Source organism: Sphingomonas paludis (assembly GCF_053502515.1).
Genome location: NZ_CP187558.1, coordinates 2,982,343 through 2,998,029 on the forward strand (window position 1 = coordinate 2,982,343; position 15,687 = coordinate 2,998,029).

Annotated in this window: 15 protein-coding genes; 8 read left to right on the forward strand and 7 right to left on the reverse strand. The window is 65.5% G+C overall.

All coding sequences use genetic code 11. The annotated features are described in order from the left end of the window. Positions 1–54: 54 nt before the first annotated feature. The 3 genes from ACPVPU_RS14470 to ACPVPU_RS14480 form a co-directional block, all read right to left on the reverse strand. The gene (locus ACPVPU_RS14470) at positions 55–1,101 is read right to left on the reverse strand and encodes a homocysteine S-methyltransferase family protein (protein WP_448660536.1); all 1,047 of its coding nucleotides are present in this window, start codon (positions 1,099–1,101) and stop codon (positions 55–57) included. A gap of 69 nt (positions 1,102–1,170) precedes the next feature. Then, positions 1,171–2,112 carry a methylenetetrahydrofolate reductase [NAD(P)H] gene (gene metF / locus ACPVPU_RS14475; RefSeq protein ID WP_448658673.1) on the reverse strand — a complete coding sequence of 314 codons (942 nt, stop codon included), beginning with the start codon at positions 2,110–2,112 and terminating at the stop codon, positions 1,171–1,173. Then, positions 2,109–3,068, reverse strand: coding sequence for an ArsR/SmtB family transcription factor (locus tag ACPVPU_RS14480; RefSeq protein ID WP_448658674.1), 960 nt, complete (start codon positions 3,066–3,068; stop codon positions 2,109–2,111). The genes metF and ACPVPU_RS14480 overlap by 4 nt, the downstream gene beginning before the upstream one ends. A 159-nt stretch (positions 3,069–3,227) precedes the next feature. Here ACPVPU_RS14480 and ACPVPU_RS14485 point away from each other — a divergent pair, with 159 nt between their 5' ends. Together ACPVPU_RS14485 and ACPVPU_RS14490 are read left to right on the forward strand one after the other, a co-directional pair. Further along, the gene (locus ACPVPU_RS14485; RefSeq protein WP_448658675.1) at positions 3,228–3,488 is read left to right on the forward strand and encodes a hypothetical protein; all 261 of its coding nucleotides are present in this window, start codon (positions 3,228–3,230) and stop codon (positions 3,486–3,488) included. A 137-nt stretch (positions 3,489–3,625) separates the two neighbouring features. After that, complete coding sequence (locus ACPVPU_RS14490; RefSeq protein ID WP_448658676.1) at positions 3,626–3,823, forward strand: hypothetical protein; 198 nt, start codon at positions 3,626–3,628, stop codon at positions 3,821–3,823. A gap of 57 nt (positions 3,824–3,880) precedes the next feature. On the opposite strand, the gene ACPVPU_RS14495 is transcribed toward ACPVPU_RS14490, so the two are convergent. Continuing rightward, on the reverse strand, positions 3,881–5,089 hold the full coding sequence (locus tag ACPVPU_RS14495; protein WP_448658677.1) for an LL-diaminopimelate aminotransferase: 1,209 nt from the start codon (positions 5,087–5,089) through the stop codon (positions 3,881–3,883). Positions 5,090–5,286: 197 nt separating this feature from the next. Here ACPVPU_RS14495 and ACPVPU_RS14500 point away from each other — a divergent pair, with 197 nt between their 5' ends. From ACPVPU_RS14500 to murA, 4 genes are all read left to right on the forward strand, one after another. Then, complete coding sequence (locus ACPVPU_RS14500) at positions 5,287–7,008, forward strand: PHA/PHB synthase family protein (RefSeq protein ID WP_448658678.1); 1,722 nt, start codon at positions 5,287–5,289, stop codon at positions 7,006–7,008. A gap of 164 nt (positions 7,009–7,172) precedes the next feature. Continuing rightward, the gene (locus tag ACPVPU_RS14505) at positions 7,173–7,964 is read left to right on the forward strand and encodes a phasin family protein (RefSeq protein WP_448658679.1); all 792 of its coding nucleotides are present in this window, start codon (positions 7,173–7,175) and stop codon (positions 7,962–7,964) included. A 171-nt stretch (positions 7,965–8,135) separates the two neighbouring features. After that, the gene (clpS, locus tag ACPVPU_RS14510; RefSeq protein ID WP_448658680.1) at positions 8,136–8,465 is read left to right on the forward strand and encodes an ATP-dependent Clp protease adapter ClpS; all 330 of its coding nucleotides are present in this window, start codon (positions 8,136–8,138) and stop codon (positions 8,463–8,465) included. A gap of 57 nt (positions 8,466–8,522) precedes the next feature. Next, entirely contained in the window at positions 8,523–9,806 is a 1,284-nt protein-coding gene (murA, locus tag ACPVPU_RS14515; protein ID WP_448658681.1) for a UDP-N-acetylglucosamine 1-carboxyvinyltransferase, read from the forward strand. Positions 9,807–9,843: 37 nt separating this feature from the next. On the opposite strand, the gene ACPVPU_RS14520 is transcribed toward murA, so the two are convergent. The 3 genes from ACPVPU_RS14520 to ACPVPU_RS14530 all read right to left on the reverse strand — a co-directional run bounded on the left by ACPVPU_RS14520 (position 9,844) and on the right by ACPVPU_RS14530 (position 13,592). Further along, positions 9,844–11,274, reverse strand: coding sequence for a porin (locus tag ACPVPU_RS14520; RefSeq protein WP_448660538.1), 1,431 nt, complete (start codon positions 11,272–11,274; stop codon positions 9,844–9,846). 90 nt (positions 11,275–11,364) lie between these two features. After that, positions 11,365–11,817 (reverse strand): YaiI/YqxD family protein, encoded by a 453-nt coding sequence (locus ACPVPU_RS14525; protein ID WP_448658682.1) that lies wholly within the window; start codon positions 11,815–11,817, stop codon positions 11,365–11,367. Continuing rightward, positions 11,814–13,592: a DEAD/DEAH box helicase gene (locus tag ACPVPU_RS14530; RefSeq protein WP_448658683.1), complete on the reverse strand. Its 1,779-nt coding sequence runs from the start codon at positions 13,590–13,592 to the stop codon at positions 11,814–11,816. Before ACPVPU_RS14530 ends, ACPVPU_RS14525 begins: the two co-directional genes overlap by 4 nt. Before the next feature lie 295 nt (positions 13,593–13,887). Between ACPVPU_RS14530 and ACPVPU_RS14535 the strand changes: the two genes are divergently transcribed. Together ACPVPU_RS14535 and ACPVPU_RS14540 are read left to right on the forward strand one after the other, a co-directional pair. Next, positions 13,888–15,183 carry a Y-family DNA polymerase gene (locus ACPVPU_RS14535; protein WP_448658684.1) on the forward strand — a complete coding sequence of 432 codons (1,296 nt, stop codon included), beginning with the start codon at positions 13,888–13,890 and terminating at the stop codon, positions 15,181–15,183. Between the two features lie 91 nt (positions 15,184–15,274). After that, on the forward strand, positions 15,275–15,655 hold the full coding sequence (locus ACPVPU_RS14540) for a hypothetical protein (RefSeq protein ID WP_448658685.1): 381 nt from the start codon (positions 15,275–15,277) through the stop codon (positions 15,653–15,655). Positions 15,656–15,687 lie beyond the last annotated feature (32 nt).

Sequence of the window (15,687 nt, forward strand, 5' to 3'; positions counted from 1 at the left end):
GGCACGGCCCCTCTCCCAACCCTCTCCCCTGAAGGGGAGAGGGCTTTGGCTGGGTCATGCCGCCATCGTGAACGGCTCCAGGCCGGACAGCTTCATGGCGACGGGCACTTCGGGCACCACGCGCGGCGGGGCGCCGGCGACGGCGCGGGCAATGGCGGCGATGTGATCGGGCGTAGTGCCGCAGCAGCCGCCAACCGCGTTGACGAGGCCCTCGCGCGTCCATTCCTGGATCAGCTCGGCCGTGCGCGCCGGCAGCTCGTCATACTGGCCCAGCTCGTTGGGCAGGCCCGCGTTCGGATAGGCCAGGATCAGCGTGTCCGCACTCTTCGACAGCTCGCTGAGATAGGGGCGCAGCAAATCCGCGCCGAACGCACAGTTCGCGCCGACCGTCAGCGGCTTCAGATGCCGCAGCGAATACCAAAAGGCGTTGATCGTGTGGCCCGACAGGTTGCGGCCCGACATGTCGGTGATGGTGAAGCTGACCATCACCGGCACCTCGCGCCCTGCTTCGGCCTCGGCTTCCTTCGCCGCCATTCCCGCCGCCTTGGCGTTGAGCGTATCGAAGCAGGTCTCGATCAGGATGAAGTCGACCCCACCCGCGATCAGTGCCGCGCACTGTTCCTTGTACTGCTGCTTCAGCTCGTCATAGCTGACTTCGCGGTACGCGGGGTCGTTCACGTCCGGCGACAGCGACAGCGTCTTGTTGGTCGGGCCGATCGACCCCGCGACGAAGCGGCGCTTGCCGTCCTTCGCGGTCGCCTCTTCCGCGGCTTCGCGGGCAAGCTTTGCGGCGGCAAGGTTGATCTCGTCCACCAGATGCTCGCAGCCATAATCGGCCATGGCGATCCGGGTGCCGCTGAAGGTATTGGTTTCCACCATGTCGGCGCCAGCGTCGAAATAGGCGGCATGGATGCCCTTGATGATGTCCGGCCGGGTCAGCACGAGCAGGTCGTTATTGCCCTTCTGATCCATCGGCAGGTCCAGGTTGCCGCGATAATCGGCCTCCTGCAGGCCGAATTTCTGGATCGCGGTGCCGTATCCCCCATCGAACACCAGGATGCGTTCGCGGGCGAGGTCGAGAAAGGCTTGGCGGGCACTCATCATTTTCTCCGTCACCCCGGCCATGTGCCGGGGTCCAGTTGGCAACCGGGATGGGTTGCCGGGTTTCAGTCAGGCCGCTGCCCGCCCCTCTGCCGGCTGTCCACGCAGACCCAGCAGATGGCAGATTGCGAAGCTCAATTCCGCGCGGTTGAGCGTGTAGAAATGGAAATGCCGAACGCCCCCGGCATATAGACGCCGGCACATTTCAGCAGCGACGGTCGCCGCCACCAGCTGACGCGCGGCAGGATGATCGTCCAGCCCTTCGAACAACCGGTCCATCCAGTCGGGGATCACGGCACCGCACATCCCGGCGAACTTGCGCGTCTGTGCCACGTTCGAAACCGGCAGGATGCCGGGCACGATCTCTGCATTGATGCCCGCCGCAGCCGCTGCATCGCGGAACCGGAAGAACGTCTCGGGCGAGAAAAAGAATTGCGTGATCGCCCGGTTCGCCCCGGCATCGATCTTGCGCTTCAGATTGTCGATGTCCGCCGTCACGTCGGGCGAATCCGGATGACACTCCGGATAGGCTGCCACGGAAATGTCGAACGGATGCAGCGCGCGCAGGCCGGCGACCAAGTCGGCTGCGTTCTGATAACCCTGCGGATGCGCCACGAACTTCTCGCCCATCACCGGCATGTCGCCGCGCAGCGCAACGATATGACGCACGCCAGCGGCCCAGTATTCGCGGGCGACCGCGTTCACCTCTTCCTTGCTGGCGCTGACGCAGGTGAGGTGGGCAGCGGCGGGAATGGCGGTTTCGCGGGCGATCCGCGCCACGGTTTCATGCGTGCGGTCGCGCGTCGATCCGCCCGCGCCATAGGTCACCGAAACGAAGCGCGGACCAAGCGGGGCCAGCGTCATCAGCGCGTCCCATGCGGCTTCGGCCATCTTTTCCGTCTTGGTGGGGAAAAATTCGAAGCTGACCGCCGCATCGCCCGCCAGGTCGGCGAACAGCGGCGCTTCCAGGGCGCGACGCGCCTCTTCCAGCTGGGAAACCGAGATCGTCATGCCGCCTTCTTCTCCATCATCGGCTGACCGCGCTTGCGGCCCAACCATAATTTCACGGTCAGTTCGCCGCCGCCCAGCGTTTCGATCCGTTCCGCCGCCAGCCCTGCCGCATCGAACCATGCCAGCATCTGTTCGTCGGAAAATCCCAGCCGGGCATGGGCGTCGCGGGTTCGCAATTCTTCGCGGGCGTGCGGCGCGAAATCGACGACCAGCAACCGCCCTGACGCTGCCAGCACCCGCCCGGCCTCTGCCAGGACACGTTCCGGCGAATGCGCAAAATGCAGAACATGGTGCAGGATCGCGGCGTCCGCCCCCGCATCGTCGATCGGCAGGGCATAGAAATCCGCCTGCCGCAACTCGGTGCGATCCAGCCCCCGCTCCATCAACTTGGCGCGCGCCAGCCGCAACATTTCCGACGACCGGTCAATGCCTGTCACCGCATCCGCGCGCGGGCCGAACAATTCCAGCATCCGCCCGGTACCGGTGCCGATATCGACCAGCCGACCCAGGGGGGCGTCGCCCAGCGCCGCCGCCATCGCCTGTTCGATCTCGCTTTCGGCGATGTACAGGCTGCGGATCGCATCCCATTGCCCGGCATTGCTCTGGAACCACAGGGCCGCTGCAGCGGCTCGGTCGGCCAGCACGTCGGACAGACGCTGGGTGTCCGCATCGATCAATGCCCGGTCGGCGGGCGCTGCAAAGGCATCCAGCGCCGACAGAACCGGGGCCACGGTATCGACAGCGCCAAGCGCGACAAAGACCCAGCTGCCTTCCTTACGACGGATCGCCAGTCCGGCATCGGCCAGGATCTTGACGTGGCGGGACACGCGCGGCTGGCTTTGGTTCAGCACCTGCGCCAGTTCGCCGACCGATAATTCCATCCGTCGCAGCAACGCCATGATGCGCAGCCGGGTCGGATCCGCCAAAGCGCGGAAAATATCGAGGGCGGGGGCCATGACGAGTGATATAAAGATTTCTTTATATGAGGTCAACGCGTCAATGCCGTCGATCGGCGTGCAACCGGTCCGCGCGCTTCGCGTTATGTGGCATCAAGGCCGGAACGACCGGCCGGAGCGGGGCCAGTCCTCCTCACGCAACAGGAAGGGAAGAATTTTATGCGTAAGTCGCTTTTCGTGCCCATTGCCGCCCTTGCCGCGTTCGGCATGACCGCCTGTTCCGAACAGGCCCAGAACGAAACCGGCGAAGCGGCGGAAGCCATTGGCTCGGACGTCGAATCGACCGCTGCCGAAGCCGCGAACGATGTCGACCAGGCGTTCGACAGTGCCGAGCGCGCGCTCGACAATGTCGGCGATTCGATCGAACGCGAGGCTGAAGATGTCGACAATCGCGTCGATATGGACGGCGACGGCGAATAAGCCGCTTTCGGCATCACATGCATCAGACGGCCGGCGCTGCAATGCGTCGGCCGTTTGCTTTTACCCGTTATCGGCGAGCCGCCCCCGCCTTTCGCCCGCGCTCGACTTTGGCAAGTGCAACGCGCTAGGGTCTGCGGATGAACAAGATCGGATCCGCGCAAACGTTTTTCCTGCTGGCGTCGGCCACGCTGCTCGCCGGGTGCGGCCCGTCCGCCAGCGATCCCGGCCCGGGCGGCGTTTCGGTCGAGGAAGCGCAGGCGCTGAACGAAGCGGCCGACATGCTGGACGTCAATGCCATGGACATGGCGACCGAAGGCTCGAACCAGGCCGAATGACAATCTTGCCCGCGACGCCCCGGACGCCGCATCGCATCCGGGGCGCGGCGATGCGCCCTATCCCGCCTGCTTCGCGCCGGTATTGACGCCCATCGACTGCAGATATTTGCGGACGTTGCGTGCTGCCTGGCGCAGCCTCTGTTCATTCTCCACCATGGCGATGCGGACAAACCCCTCACCGTCCTCGCCGTAACCGACGCCAGGCGCGACCGCGACCTTGGCATGGGTCAAGAGCTGCTTGGAAAACTCCAGGCTGCCCAGATGCGCCAGCGCCGGGGGCAGCGGGGCCCAGGCGAACATCGACGCCGGGGGTGACGGGATTTCCCACCCCGCCCGGCCGAAGCTTTCGACCAGCACGTCGCGGCGCTTGTGATAGAGCAGCCGGTTCTTTTCCACGATGTCCTGAGGACCGTTCAGCGCAGCGCACGCCGCCGCCTGGATCGGCGTGAACGCGCCATAATCGAGATAGCTCTTCACCCGCGTCATTGCCGCGATCAGCTTCTGGTTGCCGACCGCGAATCCCATGCGCCAACCGGCCATGGAGTAGGTCTTGGACAGCGACGTGAACTCGACCGCGACGTCCTTCGCTCCCGGCACCTGCAGGATCGAAACGGTCGGCTTGCCGTCGAAATACAGCTCGGAATAGGCCAGGTCGGACAGGACCCAGACCTTGTTCTCCTTGGCCCACGCGACCAGCCGTTCGTAGAAATCGATCCCCACCGTCTCGGCGGTCGGGTTCGACGGATAATTCACCACCAGGATGGATGGTCGGGGCACGGTGAACGCCATCGCGCGATCGAGCGAACGCCAGTAATGCTCGTCGGGCGTAGTCGGCACGCTGCGGATCGTCGCGCCGGCCAGGATGAACCCAAAGGTGTGGATGGGATAGCTGGGATTGGGTGCCAGCACGACATCGCCCGGACCGGTGATCGCCGTGGCCAGGCTGGCCAGCCCCTCCTTGGACCCCATGGTGACGACGACCTCGCGCTCGGGGTCGAGCTCGACGCCGAAGCGGCGACCATAATAATTGGCCTGGGCGCGGCGCAGCCCGGGAATACCCTTCGACTGGCTGTATCCATGCGCGTCTGGCTTGCGCGCCACCTCGCACAGTTTTTCGATCACATGGTCCGGCGGCGGCAAGTCGGGATTGCCCATGCCCAGGTCGATAATGTCCTCTCCGCCTGCGCGTGCTGCCGCGCGCATCGCATTCACTTCGGCGATGACATAGGGCGGCAGGCGCTTCATGCGGTAGAATTCGTCGGACATTGACCTCATTCTTTCGGTTGGAGGAAGGACCGGACCTTAACCGGTTTCGAAGCGTACGGGAATCATTTGCTTTGCCGCTTTTTCTCTTGCGCCCTCCCTCGCGCCAACCGGTCCGCAGGCAGCAATCCCGGTAAAGGGCTGACGCGGCGTCGCCGGTTGGCTAAGACCCTGTGGCCACCGGATAAAGGGAAGCCCAGATGACCGACCAGCCCGCCGCGCCGCCAAAGCTGGAGGACCTGCAGCACTGGACCTGGGTGCTTGGCCGCGCCCAGCAGATGATGCTGGAACAGGGCTTTTACACGCTGAATGCGTCGCCGATGTCCGCATGGGGCGATCCGACTGCCTTTGCCCGGGCGTCCGCCGATTTCTGGGCCGACACCATGAAATTGTGGCAACGCTTTCTGGATCCGGAAGCCGCAGGACCGTCGGCGGAAACCCCCGAACAGGCGCGGGACCGCCGGTTCAAGGACGCGCAGTGGCGGGACAATCCGCTGTTCGATTTCCTGCGGCAAAGCTATTTCCTGATCGCCGATCACATGCTGAAGGGCGTGGAGGCGCTGGACGGCATCGATCCCAAGCAAAAGGAACCGCTGCGGTTCGCCACGCAAGGCTTCATCGATGCGATCAGCCCGTCCAACTATCCCGCGACCAACCCCGTCGTCGTTGAACGGATCATCGAAACCCGCGGCGAAAACCTGTTGAAGGGGCTGTCGAACATGATGGCCGACCTGACCCGCGGCCAGATGACCCAGGCGGATTCGAGCGGTTTTGAATTGGGCAAGACGATCGCCGCGACCCCGGGAAAGGTCGTCCACCGCACCGACCTGTACGAACTGATCCAGTACAGCCCGACGACCAAGCAGGTGTTCGAAACGCCGCTGATCATCTTCCCGCCCTGGATCAACCGATTCTACATCCTCGACCTGACCCCGGAAAAAAGCTTCATCAAATGGGCCGTCGATCAGGGACTGACCGTCTTCGTCGTCTCCTGGAAATCGGCCGATGCCACGATGAAGGATGTGGTGTGGGACGATTATGTCGAACGCGGTCAGATCGACGCGATCGATACGGTGCGCTCGCTGCTCAAGGTAGATGGCGTCCATACCATCGGCTATTGCGTCGCGGGCACCACGCTGGCGGCGACGCTGGCCGTCCTGGCTGCGCGCGAACAGGCGGACAAGGTCAAGAGCGCAACCTTCTTCACAGCCCAGGTCGATTTCAGCGAGGCAGGCGACCTGTCGCTGTTCGTCACCGACGAGCAGCTGGAATTCATCCGGTCGATCTCGGCCGAAGGGTTTCTGGACGGCCGCTACATGGCGGCGACCTTCAACCTGTTGCGCGCGCGCGAGCTGATCTGGAACTATGTCACCAACAATTATCTGTTGGGCAACGACTATCCGCCGTTCGACCTGCTTCACTGGAACGCCGACGTCACCAATCTGCCCGCGCGCTGGCACCTGAGCTATCTGACCGATCTGTACCGGGACAATCGGCTGGTCGTGCCGGGGGCATTGTCGATCGGCGGCACGCCCATCGACCTCAGCCGGATCAAGACGCCCGCCTACATCCAGGCCGGCAAGGAAGATCACATCGCCCCGGCGGCCAGCGTCTGGAAACTGACGGGCCAGCTGAAGGGGCCGGTGCGGTTCGTGCTGGCCGGGTCGGGCCACATCGCCGGCGTGGTCAACCCGCCAGCGGCACAGAAATACCAATTCTGGACCAGCGACACCCAGGCCGATTCGCTCGAAGCCTTCGTGGCCGGCGCGCGGGAGACGCGGGGCAGCTGGTGGCCGGACTGGGTGCAATGGATCGGGGAACAGGCCCCGGCGCGAGTCAACGCGACCGGCGCGCGTAACCCGGCGGCGGGCAAGGGCGCGACGCTCGACGATGCCCCCGGCCAATATGTGCGGTTGCGATAGCGAAACGGTAACAAGCGGCGCATTCAGGGCGAGCCAATCATTATCAATCGCCAGATTTTTCGCCGATTTTACGTTTTTGTTGCAGTGCACCATAATGGCTTGATTGTCGACGAAAGCCTCGCTATATGCTGCGTCGCAACACAGCATTTTCGAGGAGCCAGACCATGGCAAGCAAGGGTCCCAAGACCGGCGCCGCCAAGCCAGCGCCCAGCGCCAAGGCGGTGAAACCCGCCGTCGAGCGCACGATCGCCGCTCCCGTCGAGGCCGCCGCCCAGGTGGCAGAGGCCAATGCCGCTATTGCCGAATCGGCGGTCAAGGCGACTGCCGAGACGATCGAAAAGGGATCAGAACCGGCCGCGGCGATCGTCGCCGAAACGCCGGCACCCGCCGCCAAGCCCGCAGAAAAGGTGGTCGAGGCGGTCAAGCAGGCAGCGGTCAAGGTGGCGGCTACCGTCACTGCGCCGCTCGCCAAGGCTGCCAAGCCAGCAACCCCCGCCGCCAAGAAGGAAATCAAGACCATGACCGACACGATCGAAACCATGACCGAAAAGAGCCAGGCGATGTTCGTCGAGATGAACGAGCGCGCCAAGACCGCGATGGAAAAGCAGGCCAAGCTGGTCGAGGAAATGAACGACCTCGCCAAGGGCAATGTCGAAGCGATGGTCGAAAGCGGCAAGATCACTGCCAAGGGCCTGGAATCGATGAGCCAGGATGCGGTCGAGCTGAGCCGCAAGCAGTTCGAGCAGGCCACTGCCATGCTGAAGAGCCTGGCATCGGCCAAGTCGCCGACCGACTTCGTCAAGGTGCAGAGCGATTATTTCCGCTCGCTGTTCGACACGATGGTCGCCGAAACCTCGAAGAACACCGAAGCGATGATGAAGCTGGCCGGCGACGCCGCCCAGCCGATCAGCAACCGCGTCGCGGTTGCCGCCGACAAGATGAAGATCGCCGCGTAATCGCATCGATCGAATGGAACGGGCGGTCGTACCCAGCGGTACGGCCGCCCGTTCCTTTTTTGCCGACTGGCGACCCACGGTTTGGCATTTTCGTTGCGAACCCCTTGCCCACTGCCGATGCACTGCCATATTTTGCGAACGATGATTCACCCGCAGCCCATGACCCCGACAATGGCCAACACGCCCGATGACGAAGACGGCAAGGGCGCGTCGATCGGCGTGGCGACGCGGACGCGGACGCGGACGAAGAAACCCACGCCTTATCGCGTGCTGATGCTCAACGACGATTACACCCCGATGGAATTCGTCGTCCTCGTCCTCCAGCGCTTTTTCCGCATGACCCGGGACGAAGCGACCCAGGTGATGCTCCATGTGCATCAGCGCGGCGTCGGCGTGTGTGGCGTGTTCAGCTATGAAGTGGCCGAAACCAAGGTCAGCCAGGTGATCGACTTCGCCCGGCAGAACCAGCATCCGCTTCAGTGCACGCTGGAAAAGGCCTGAACGCCGGGCGCGCTGCGCCCTCTTGCCTCCGCCACCTTACCCGTTACTAAGCCGCCGATGGACCGCATCCTCATCCGCGGCGGCAATCGCCTGTCCGGCCGCATCGCCATCTCCGGCGCAAAGAACGCCGCCCTGACCCTGCTGCCTTGCGCGCTGCTTACCGACGAGCCGCTGACCCTGCGCAATCTGCCGCGTCTCGCCGATGTCGACAGCTTCGGGCACCTGCTCAACCAGTTCGGCGTGTCGACGATGATCGAAGGCACGCGACCCGACGAGTTCGGCCGCGTGATGACGATGCGGGCGGGGCGTCTGACCTCGACCGTCGCGCCCTATGACATTGTGCGCAAGATGCGCGCATCGATCTTGGTGCTCGGTCCGCTGATCGCGCGGATGGGCGAGGCGACCGTGTCGCTGCCCGGTGGCTGTGCCATCGGCAACCGGCCGATCGACCTGCACCTCAAGGCGCTTGAGGCGATGGGCGCCGAAATCGAACTGGCCGCCGGGTATGTAAAGGCAGTCGCCCCCGGCGGCCGCTTGCCCGGTGGGCGGTTCACCTTTCCCGTCGTCTCGGTCGGCGCGACCGAAAACGCGGTGATGGCCGCCGTCACCGCCAGGGGTACGACGGTATTGGAGAATGCCGCACGGGAACCGGAGATCGTCGATCTGTGCCGCCTGCTGATCGCCATGGGCGCAAGCATCGACGGCGTGGGCACTGAGACGCTCACCATCGAGGGCCGCGACCGGCTGCACGGCGCCACCTACCGCGTGATGCCCGACCGGATCGAGGCGGGCAGCTATGCCTGTGCCGCCGCGATCACCGGCGGCGCGCTGGAACTGGTCGGCGCGGATGCCGGCGACATGCGGGCGACGATCCAGGCGCTGATCGATGCAGGCGTCACCGTTGAGCAACGCACGGACAGCCTGTTCGTCGAAGCGTGCGGCCCGCTGGCCCCTGTCAACCTGTCGACCGCTCCCTTCCCCGGCTTTGCCACCGACATGCAGGCGCAGTTCATGGCGATGCTGACCCAGGCCCAGGGGGCAAGCGTGCTGACCGAAACGATCTTTGAAAATCGCTACATGCACGTGCCCGAACTGGCGCGCATGGGTGCCGATATTCAGGTGACCGGGCGCTCGGCGGTGGTGCGCGGCATCAGCCCGCTGATCGGCGCGCCGGTGATGGCTACCGATCTTCGCGCGTCGATGAGCCTGATCCTCGCCGGGCTGGCGGCAGCGGGCGAAACGCAGGTCAGCCGAATCTATCACCTGGATCGCGGCTATGAGCGGCTGGAGGAAAAGCTGCAGGGGGTGGGTGCCGATATCGAGCGGGTTGGCGACGGCTGACCGTCAACCCCTGCGCTGCCTCAACAGGTTCAACGGATCAGTAATTCCATTGCAGCTGCGCGCGGATGACGTCGCCTTCGGCCTGACCGGTGCGCCGCTCGTCCGCCTCGCGCCGCCGCATATGGGCATAGGCCAGCGTCAACTCGATCGGGTCGGCGAACTGGAACTCGGCACCGATCTCCCAGTCGTCCGTCTCCAGTCGCGGGGCATTCAGCGCGGCCTTCCACCCGCCCCGATAATGCTGCCAGCGGGCAAAGGGCGTGACCTCGCCCAGCGGGCTGTCCTTGATGCGGAACATTGTCTGCACATAGCCGCCGGTCAGCGGCTTTTCGGCGATGGCGCCCAGCGCGATGTCATATTCCGGCCCCTTGCCCCAGTTCCACTCCGCCTGGATGCCGAACGGTTGGGGATACAGGATGGCGTGCAGCCCCACCCGCTCCTCGCTGAACGCCGTCGCGCTGACGCCGCCGCTGCGCAATTCGGGTTGGAAGTCGTTGCGCAGCAGCGCTCCGCCCACCTCCACCACCTGACCGCCGAGCACGCCGCCCAGTTCGATGGGCCATGTCGCCATCGCCACGGTCATCAGGCCGTTGTTGCTTTCCCGACGATTGCTCCCCTGCCCGTTATAGACCGACAGGCTGAACGCGCCGTAATTGCCGAACAATTTCTGCCCATCCTCCTCCAGCCGGTCCCAGATCCGCTGAAACCGGGGCGGCGTGTAGAACAGGGTGACGCCAGTATCGCGCTCGCCGGGCACCGCGCTGTTGATGGCATCCGTCCGATCGATGGGCACCCGGTTGGACGAGGATTGCAGGTTTTCCCAACCGAACGGCACCTTTGCCTGGCCGAACCGCACCTGCCAGCTTTTGGCGTCGTCCAGGAACCAGTCGACATAAGCATCGCGCAACTGGGCATAGGCCTCGCGCGGCTCGCCCGCTGTCTGGTTGCTGACTGCAACGGCGAAATCGGGCTGGAAGTAAAAGGACATCCGGTCGCTGATATCGCCCTGCAGGACCAGCCGGATGCGCCGGAAACTGAAATTACCACGGTCGCTGATCCCACCATCGGCTACGGAACGCAGGCGAGCGACACCGTCCGGTGCCGTCGCGTCCCCCGCAACAATCTCGTTCACCCGCAACTGGGTATAGCCGCGCAACTGGATGCGATCATACCAATTGGCAGGCTTCAGCGGTGCCTCGGCTACGGCGAGCTGCACCGGCGCTTCCACCGCAGTCACAGCGGCCGACGGCGCTGCAAATGCCTGTCGCGGTTCGGGCACGGGCTGCGGCGCGGCAGGCTGCTTTGCCATTTGCGCCTTCAGCTCGGCTACCGTCGCCTTCAGCTCGTCAATCTGTCGTTGCAGTTCCTCGACGGTTTGCGCCCGTGCGGCATCGACCGGCAGGAACAGCGCCATGGCACCGATGGCAAGCGCACCGCCCGCCCGCCGCAGCGGGGCATATTGCAACATTTCTGTCACGAAAAACCCCTCCGCCGTCACAAATGGTTCACGATCGCGTCGGGCGCCCGATGGACCACCCCCCGCCCCGATGCAACCCCGTCAGCGGCGCCGCAGCCGCCCGATCGCCGTGTCCAGCGCCTGCAGAAAGGCGGAACGATCTGCCTTGCCGAACGGCTTTGGCCCGCCCAGCTGATCGCCCCCGGCGCGCAGGTCGGCCATGATCGCGCGGGTCGCGATGGCGCCGCCGATGGAACTGGTCGTGAACGGCTTGCCGGTCGGTGCCAGGACGGTCGCGCCCGCTTTCAGGCAACGGTCCGCCAGCAGGATATCGGCCGTGACAACGATGCTGGCCGCATCGCTCGCCTCGGCGATCCAGTCATCGGCGGCGTCGAACCCGTCGCTAACCACGACACGCTCAATCAGCGGGTGATCCGGCACGCGCAAATGGCTGTTGCTGACCACCGTCACCGCCACCGCGTGCCGCCACGCGACCTTGTAGATTTCGTCCTTGACCGGACAGGCATCGGCATCGACCAGGATGCGTAAACTCATTTCGGACGCGGACCCCGATGCGCTGGCTTGCCTGCGCCCGGCCCCTTGCGGAACGGCTTGGGTCCGCCGCGCGGCGGCCCTGCCGGTCGGCTGGGCTGCGCCTTGTGCAGCGTCGGGCGTGCCCGCACTGGCCCCGCGCGGTGGTCTGCCCGGGCACCGGCCTCCGGCCCGCCCTGGGCTGGTTCGATGCGGACCACTTCCTCGTCGCTCTCGGTTTCGCCCGTGCGAATCACCGCCGCCTGGAACTTCGCGGCGATGGCGCGGGGAATCTGGAAATGCGTCTCATGCTGGCCGATGCGGATCGCACCGACCTCGTTCTTGGTGATGTGCCCGCGCCGACAGATCAGCGGCAGGATCCAGCGCGCATCCGCATTCTGGCGCCGGCCGATGTCCAGCCGGAACCACACCGTATCGTCGAAGCCCGGCCGGTGCCGCTCCTGCTGCGCGGCGCGGCGGGCATCGGGCGTGTTCTCGATCAGCTCCTCTGGCTGCGGCATGGCGGCGCGGTGGGCACGAACGAGCGCAGCGGCGATATCCTCTGCAGACTTTTCCGTCAGCAGCCGTGCGGCCAGTGCCCGGTCCTCGTCATCCACCTCCACCGGCGCAAGCAGCGCCGCGATCAGCCGTTCGCGGTCCTGCTCCCGGATCGCCTCGGCACTCGGCGCCTCGATCCATTCGGCGGCGATGCGCGCCCCGCGCAGCATGGATTCGACCCGGCGGCGACGGGGATAGGGTACGATCAGCACTGCCGTCCCCTTCTTGCCCGCCCGCCCCGTGCGGCCCGACCGGTGCTGCAACGTCTCCGCATCGCGCGGAATCTCGACATGGATGACCAGGCTGAGCGTCGGCAGGTCGATGCCGCGCGCTGCTACGTCCGTCGCCACGCAGACCCGCGCCCGGCGATCGCGCAACGCCTGCAGCGCCTGATTGCGCTCCGACTGGCTATGCTCGCCGGACAGGGCGACGACGCCGAACCCGCGCTCCTGCAAGGTCGCGTGCAGATGGCGCACATTGTCGCGGGTGGCGCAGAACAGCATCGCCGTCTCCGCCTCGTGAAAGCGCAGCAGGTTGACCACCGCCGCCTCGATCTCGGCAGGTGCGACGGTCACCGCCTGATAGGCGATGTCGCCATGCCCGCGCTCGTCCCCGACCGTCGAGATGCGCAGCGCATCGCGCTGATACCGCCTGGCCAGCGCCACGATCGGCCCCGGCATGGTGGCGGAGAACAGGAGCGTCCGCCGCCCCTCGGGCGTACCGTCCAGAATCTGCTCCAGATCGTCGCGGAAGCCCATGTCGAGCATCTCGTCCGCTTCATCCAGCACGGCGGCGCGCAGGCTCGACAGGTCGAGCGCCCCCCGCTCCAGATGATCGCGCAGCCGCCCCGGCGTGCCGACGACGATATGCGCGCCCGCGCGAAGCGCCCGCCGCTCCTTGGACTGGTCCATGCCGCCGACACAGGTGACGACGCGCCCGCCCGCTTTGCCATAAAGCCACATCAGTTCGCGGCTGACCTGCAGCGCAAGTTCCCGAGTCGGCGCGATGACCAGCGCCAGCGGCCGTTCGGCTGGCGGCGCGGTGCCGTCGATATCCAGCAGGTCGCCCGCCATAGCCAGGCCGAACGCGACGGTCTTGCCCGATCCCGTCTGGGCGGAAACGATCAGGTCGCGCCCTGCGGCTTCGGGGGCCATGACGGCGGCCTGCACGGCGGTCGGCTCGGCATAGCCCCGTTCGGCCAAGGCTTCGGAAAGGATGGGGGGCAGATCGGAAAAGGACATGAATCTCGCAAACGGTCGGCCCGGCGCAGACGCGCGGGGCGGGAGGGGACAGGGGTAAAGGCCGGTCGCCGGAACAGGGCCTCTCGCTCACCCATCCATGGCGGCACTCGGCCGGTTCGTGCGCGCCATAACCGCTTTCAACGGAAAAAGCGCGTGCTGATTTCTGGGAGGGTGCCCAGCAACAACAAGTTGGCGCCCATCATAAAGCCCCTCCCCTTCAGGGGAGGGGTTAGTTGGGTCCGTCTGCTGATCACCGATACAGAAACGGCATTTGTTCTGCTATTGTTCCGTCGTCATGTCGAGTCGCCCCGACCTTCCTCCGCGCCCGCTGCGCTGGCTGTTCCTCGATCTGAACAGCTATTTCGCGAGCGTGGAGCAACAGGATAATCCCGCCCTGCGCGGCCACCCGGTCATCGTCGCACCGGTGGACAGCGACACAACGGTCGCGATCGCCGCCTCGGTTCAGGCAAAGCGTTTCGGCATATCCACCGGCACGCCGGTGTGGGAGGCAAAGCGGCTGTGCCCCGACATCCGCATCACGCCCGCCCGGCATCACCGCTATGTCGAGGTGCATGACGCGATCGTTGCCGAGATCTGGCGGCATATTCCCGTCACCAAAGTCTGCTCGATCGACGAGGTCGCCTGCCGCCTGCTGGATAACGAGAACAGCCGGGAACAGGCGGTGGCGCTGGCCCGGCGGATCAAGGCGGGGATCCTGGCCAATGTCGGCGAATGCCTGACCAGTTCGGTCGGCATCGCGCCCAACCGGCTGCTGGCGAAACTCGCCAGCGACATGCAGAAACCCGACGGACTGGTGGTGTTCGAGGGGGATGAGCTGCCCGAGCGCCTGTTCGACGTGCCGCTGCGCGACATCGCCGGCATCGGGGCGAAGATGGAGCGGCGGCTGGCGCGCGACGGCGTGCTCGACATCCGCCAGCTCTGCGCCCGCCGCCCCCGCGATGCGGGCACCGCCTGGGGCGGCACCAATGGCGACCGGCTCTGGTATCTGCTCCACGGCGTCGACCTGCCGGAAAAGCCGACCCAATCGCGAACCATCGGGCACAGCCACGTCCTGTCGCCGCAAAGGCGTGGGGCCGAACCCGTGCGCCTGACCGCCCGGCGACTGGCGCTGAAGGCTGCCAGCCGGCTGCGGCGCAAGGGGTATCTCAGCCGCCTGCTGGTCCTGCATGCCCGGTTCGAGGACAAGGCAAAGTTCCAGACCAGCATCAAATTGCCAGCGACGCAGGACAGCTTCGTCGTGCTTTCCGCGCTGGAACAGCTGCTGCCCCGGTTGCGCGCCGCCGCCGCCGAACGGCCCAGGGGCGTTCAGGTGCGGATGATCGGCGTCACGCTGATGGAAATAGAGCCGTTGGCGGGCGAACAGGCCAGCCTGTTCGCCGCGCTGGACCCGGACGATCCGCTGGCGCGCGAAACGCGGACGCTCAAATTGTCAAAGGCGATGGACCGCATCAATGAACGGTTCGGGCGTCATGCCGTCTCCGTCGGGCCGATGACGGGCGGGCGGCTCGACCGGGTGGGGGCAAAGATCGCCTTTGGCCGCATTCCGGAGGCGCACGAGTTTCACGATTGAGCGCCGGAAACTTGATCCCCGGCGCACGATCATCGCGGCGACGTTCCCCGGGCTTGACGATATATGCTGCATGGGCGAAGCGTTCTGCACCATGAAAAACCTCTCCCTGCTCGCCGTCGCGGCAGCGCTTGCTGCGACCCTTTCCGCCTGCAATTCCGAACCGGAAGTCGTTTCCAGCCGGGCGCCCGATCCCTATGCCGAAGCGCGCAAAAAGGCCGGCCCGGTCGAGCTGCCGCCATCGATCCGCGAAAGCGTGACCTTTCGGTGCAAGGACAATAGCCTGCTCTATGTCGATTTCTTCAACGGCGATCAGCAGGTCAACCTCAAGACCGAGCCGACCGCAACGCCGGTTCAGCTGAAAGCGCCTGCCGCCGGCGAACCCTTTGTCGCCGAGGGTTACGCGCTGTCGGGCACCGCCAAGTCGGTCACCGTCACCCTGCCGGGCAAGTCGGAGCAGAGCTGCACCGCCTGATCTGCGGGCCTGCCAAACGATATCAAGCATCC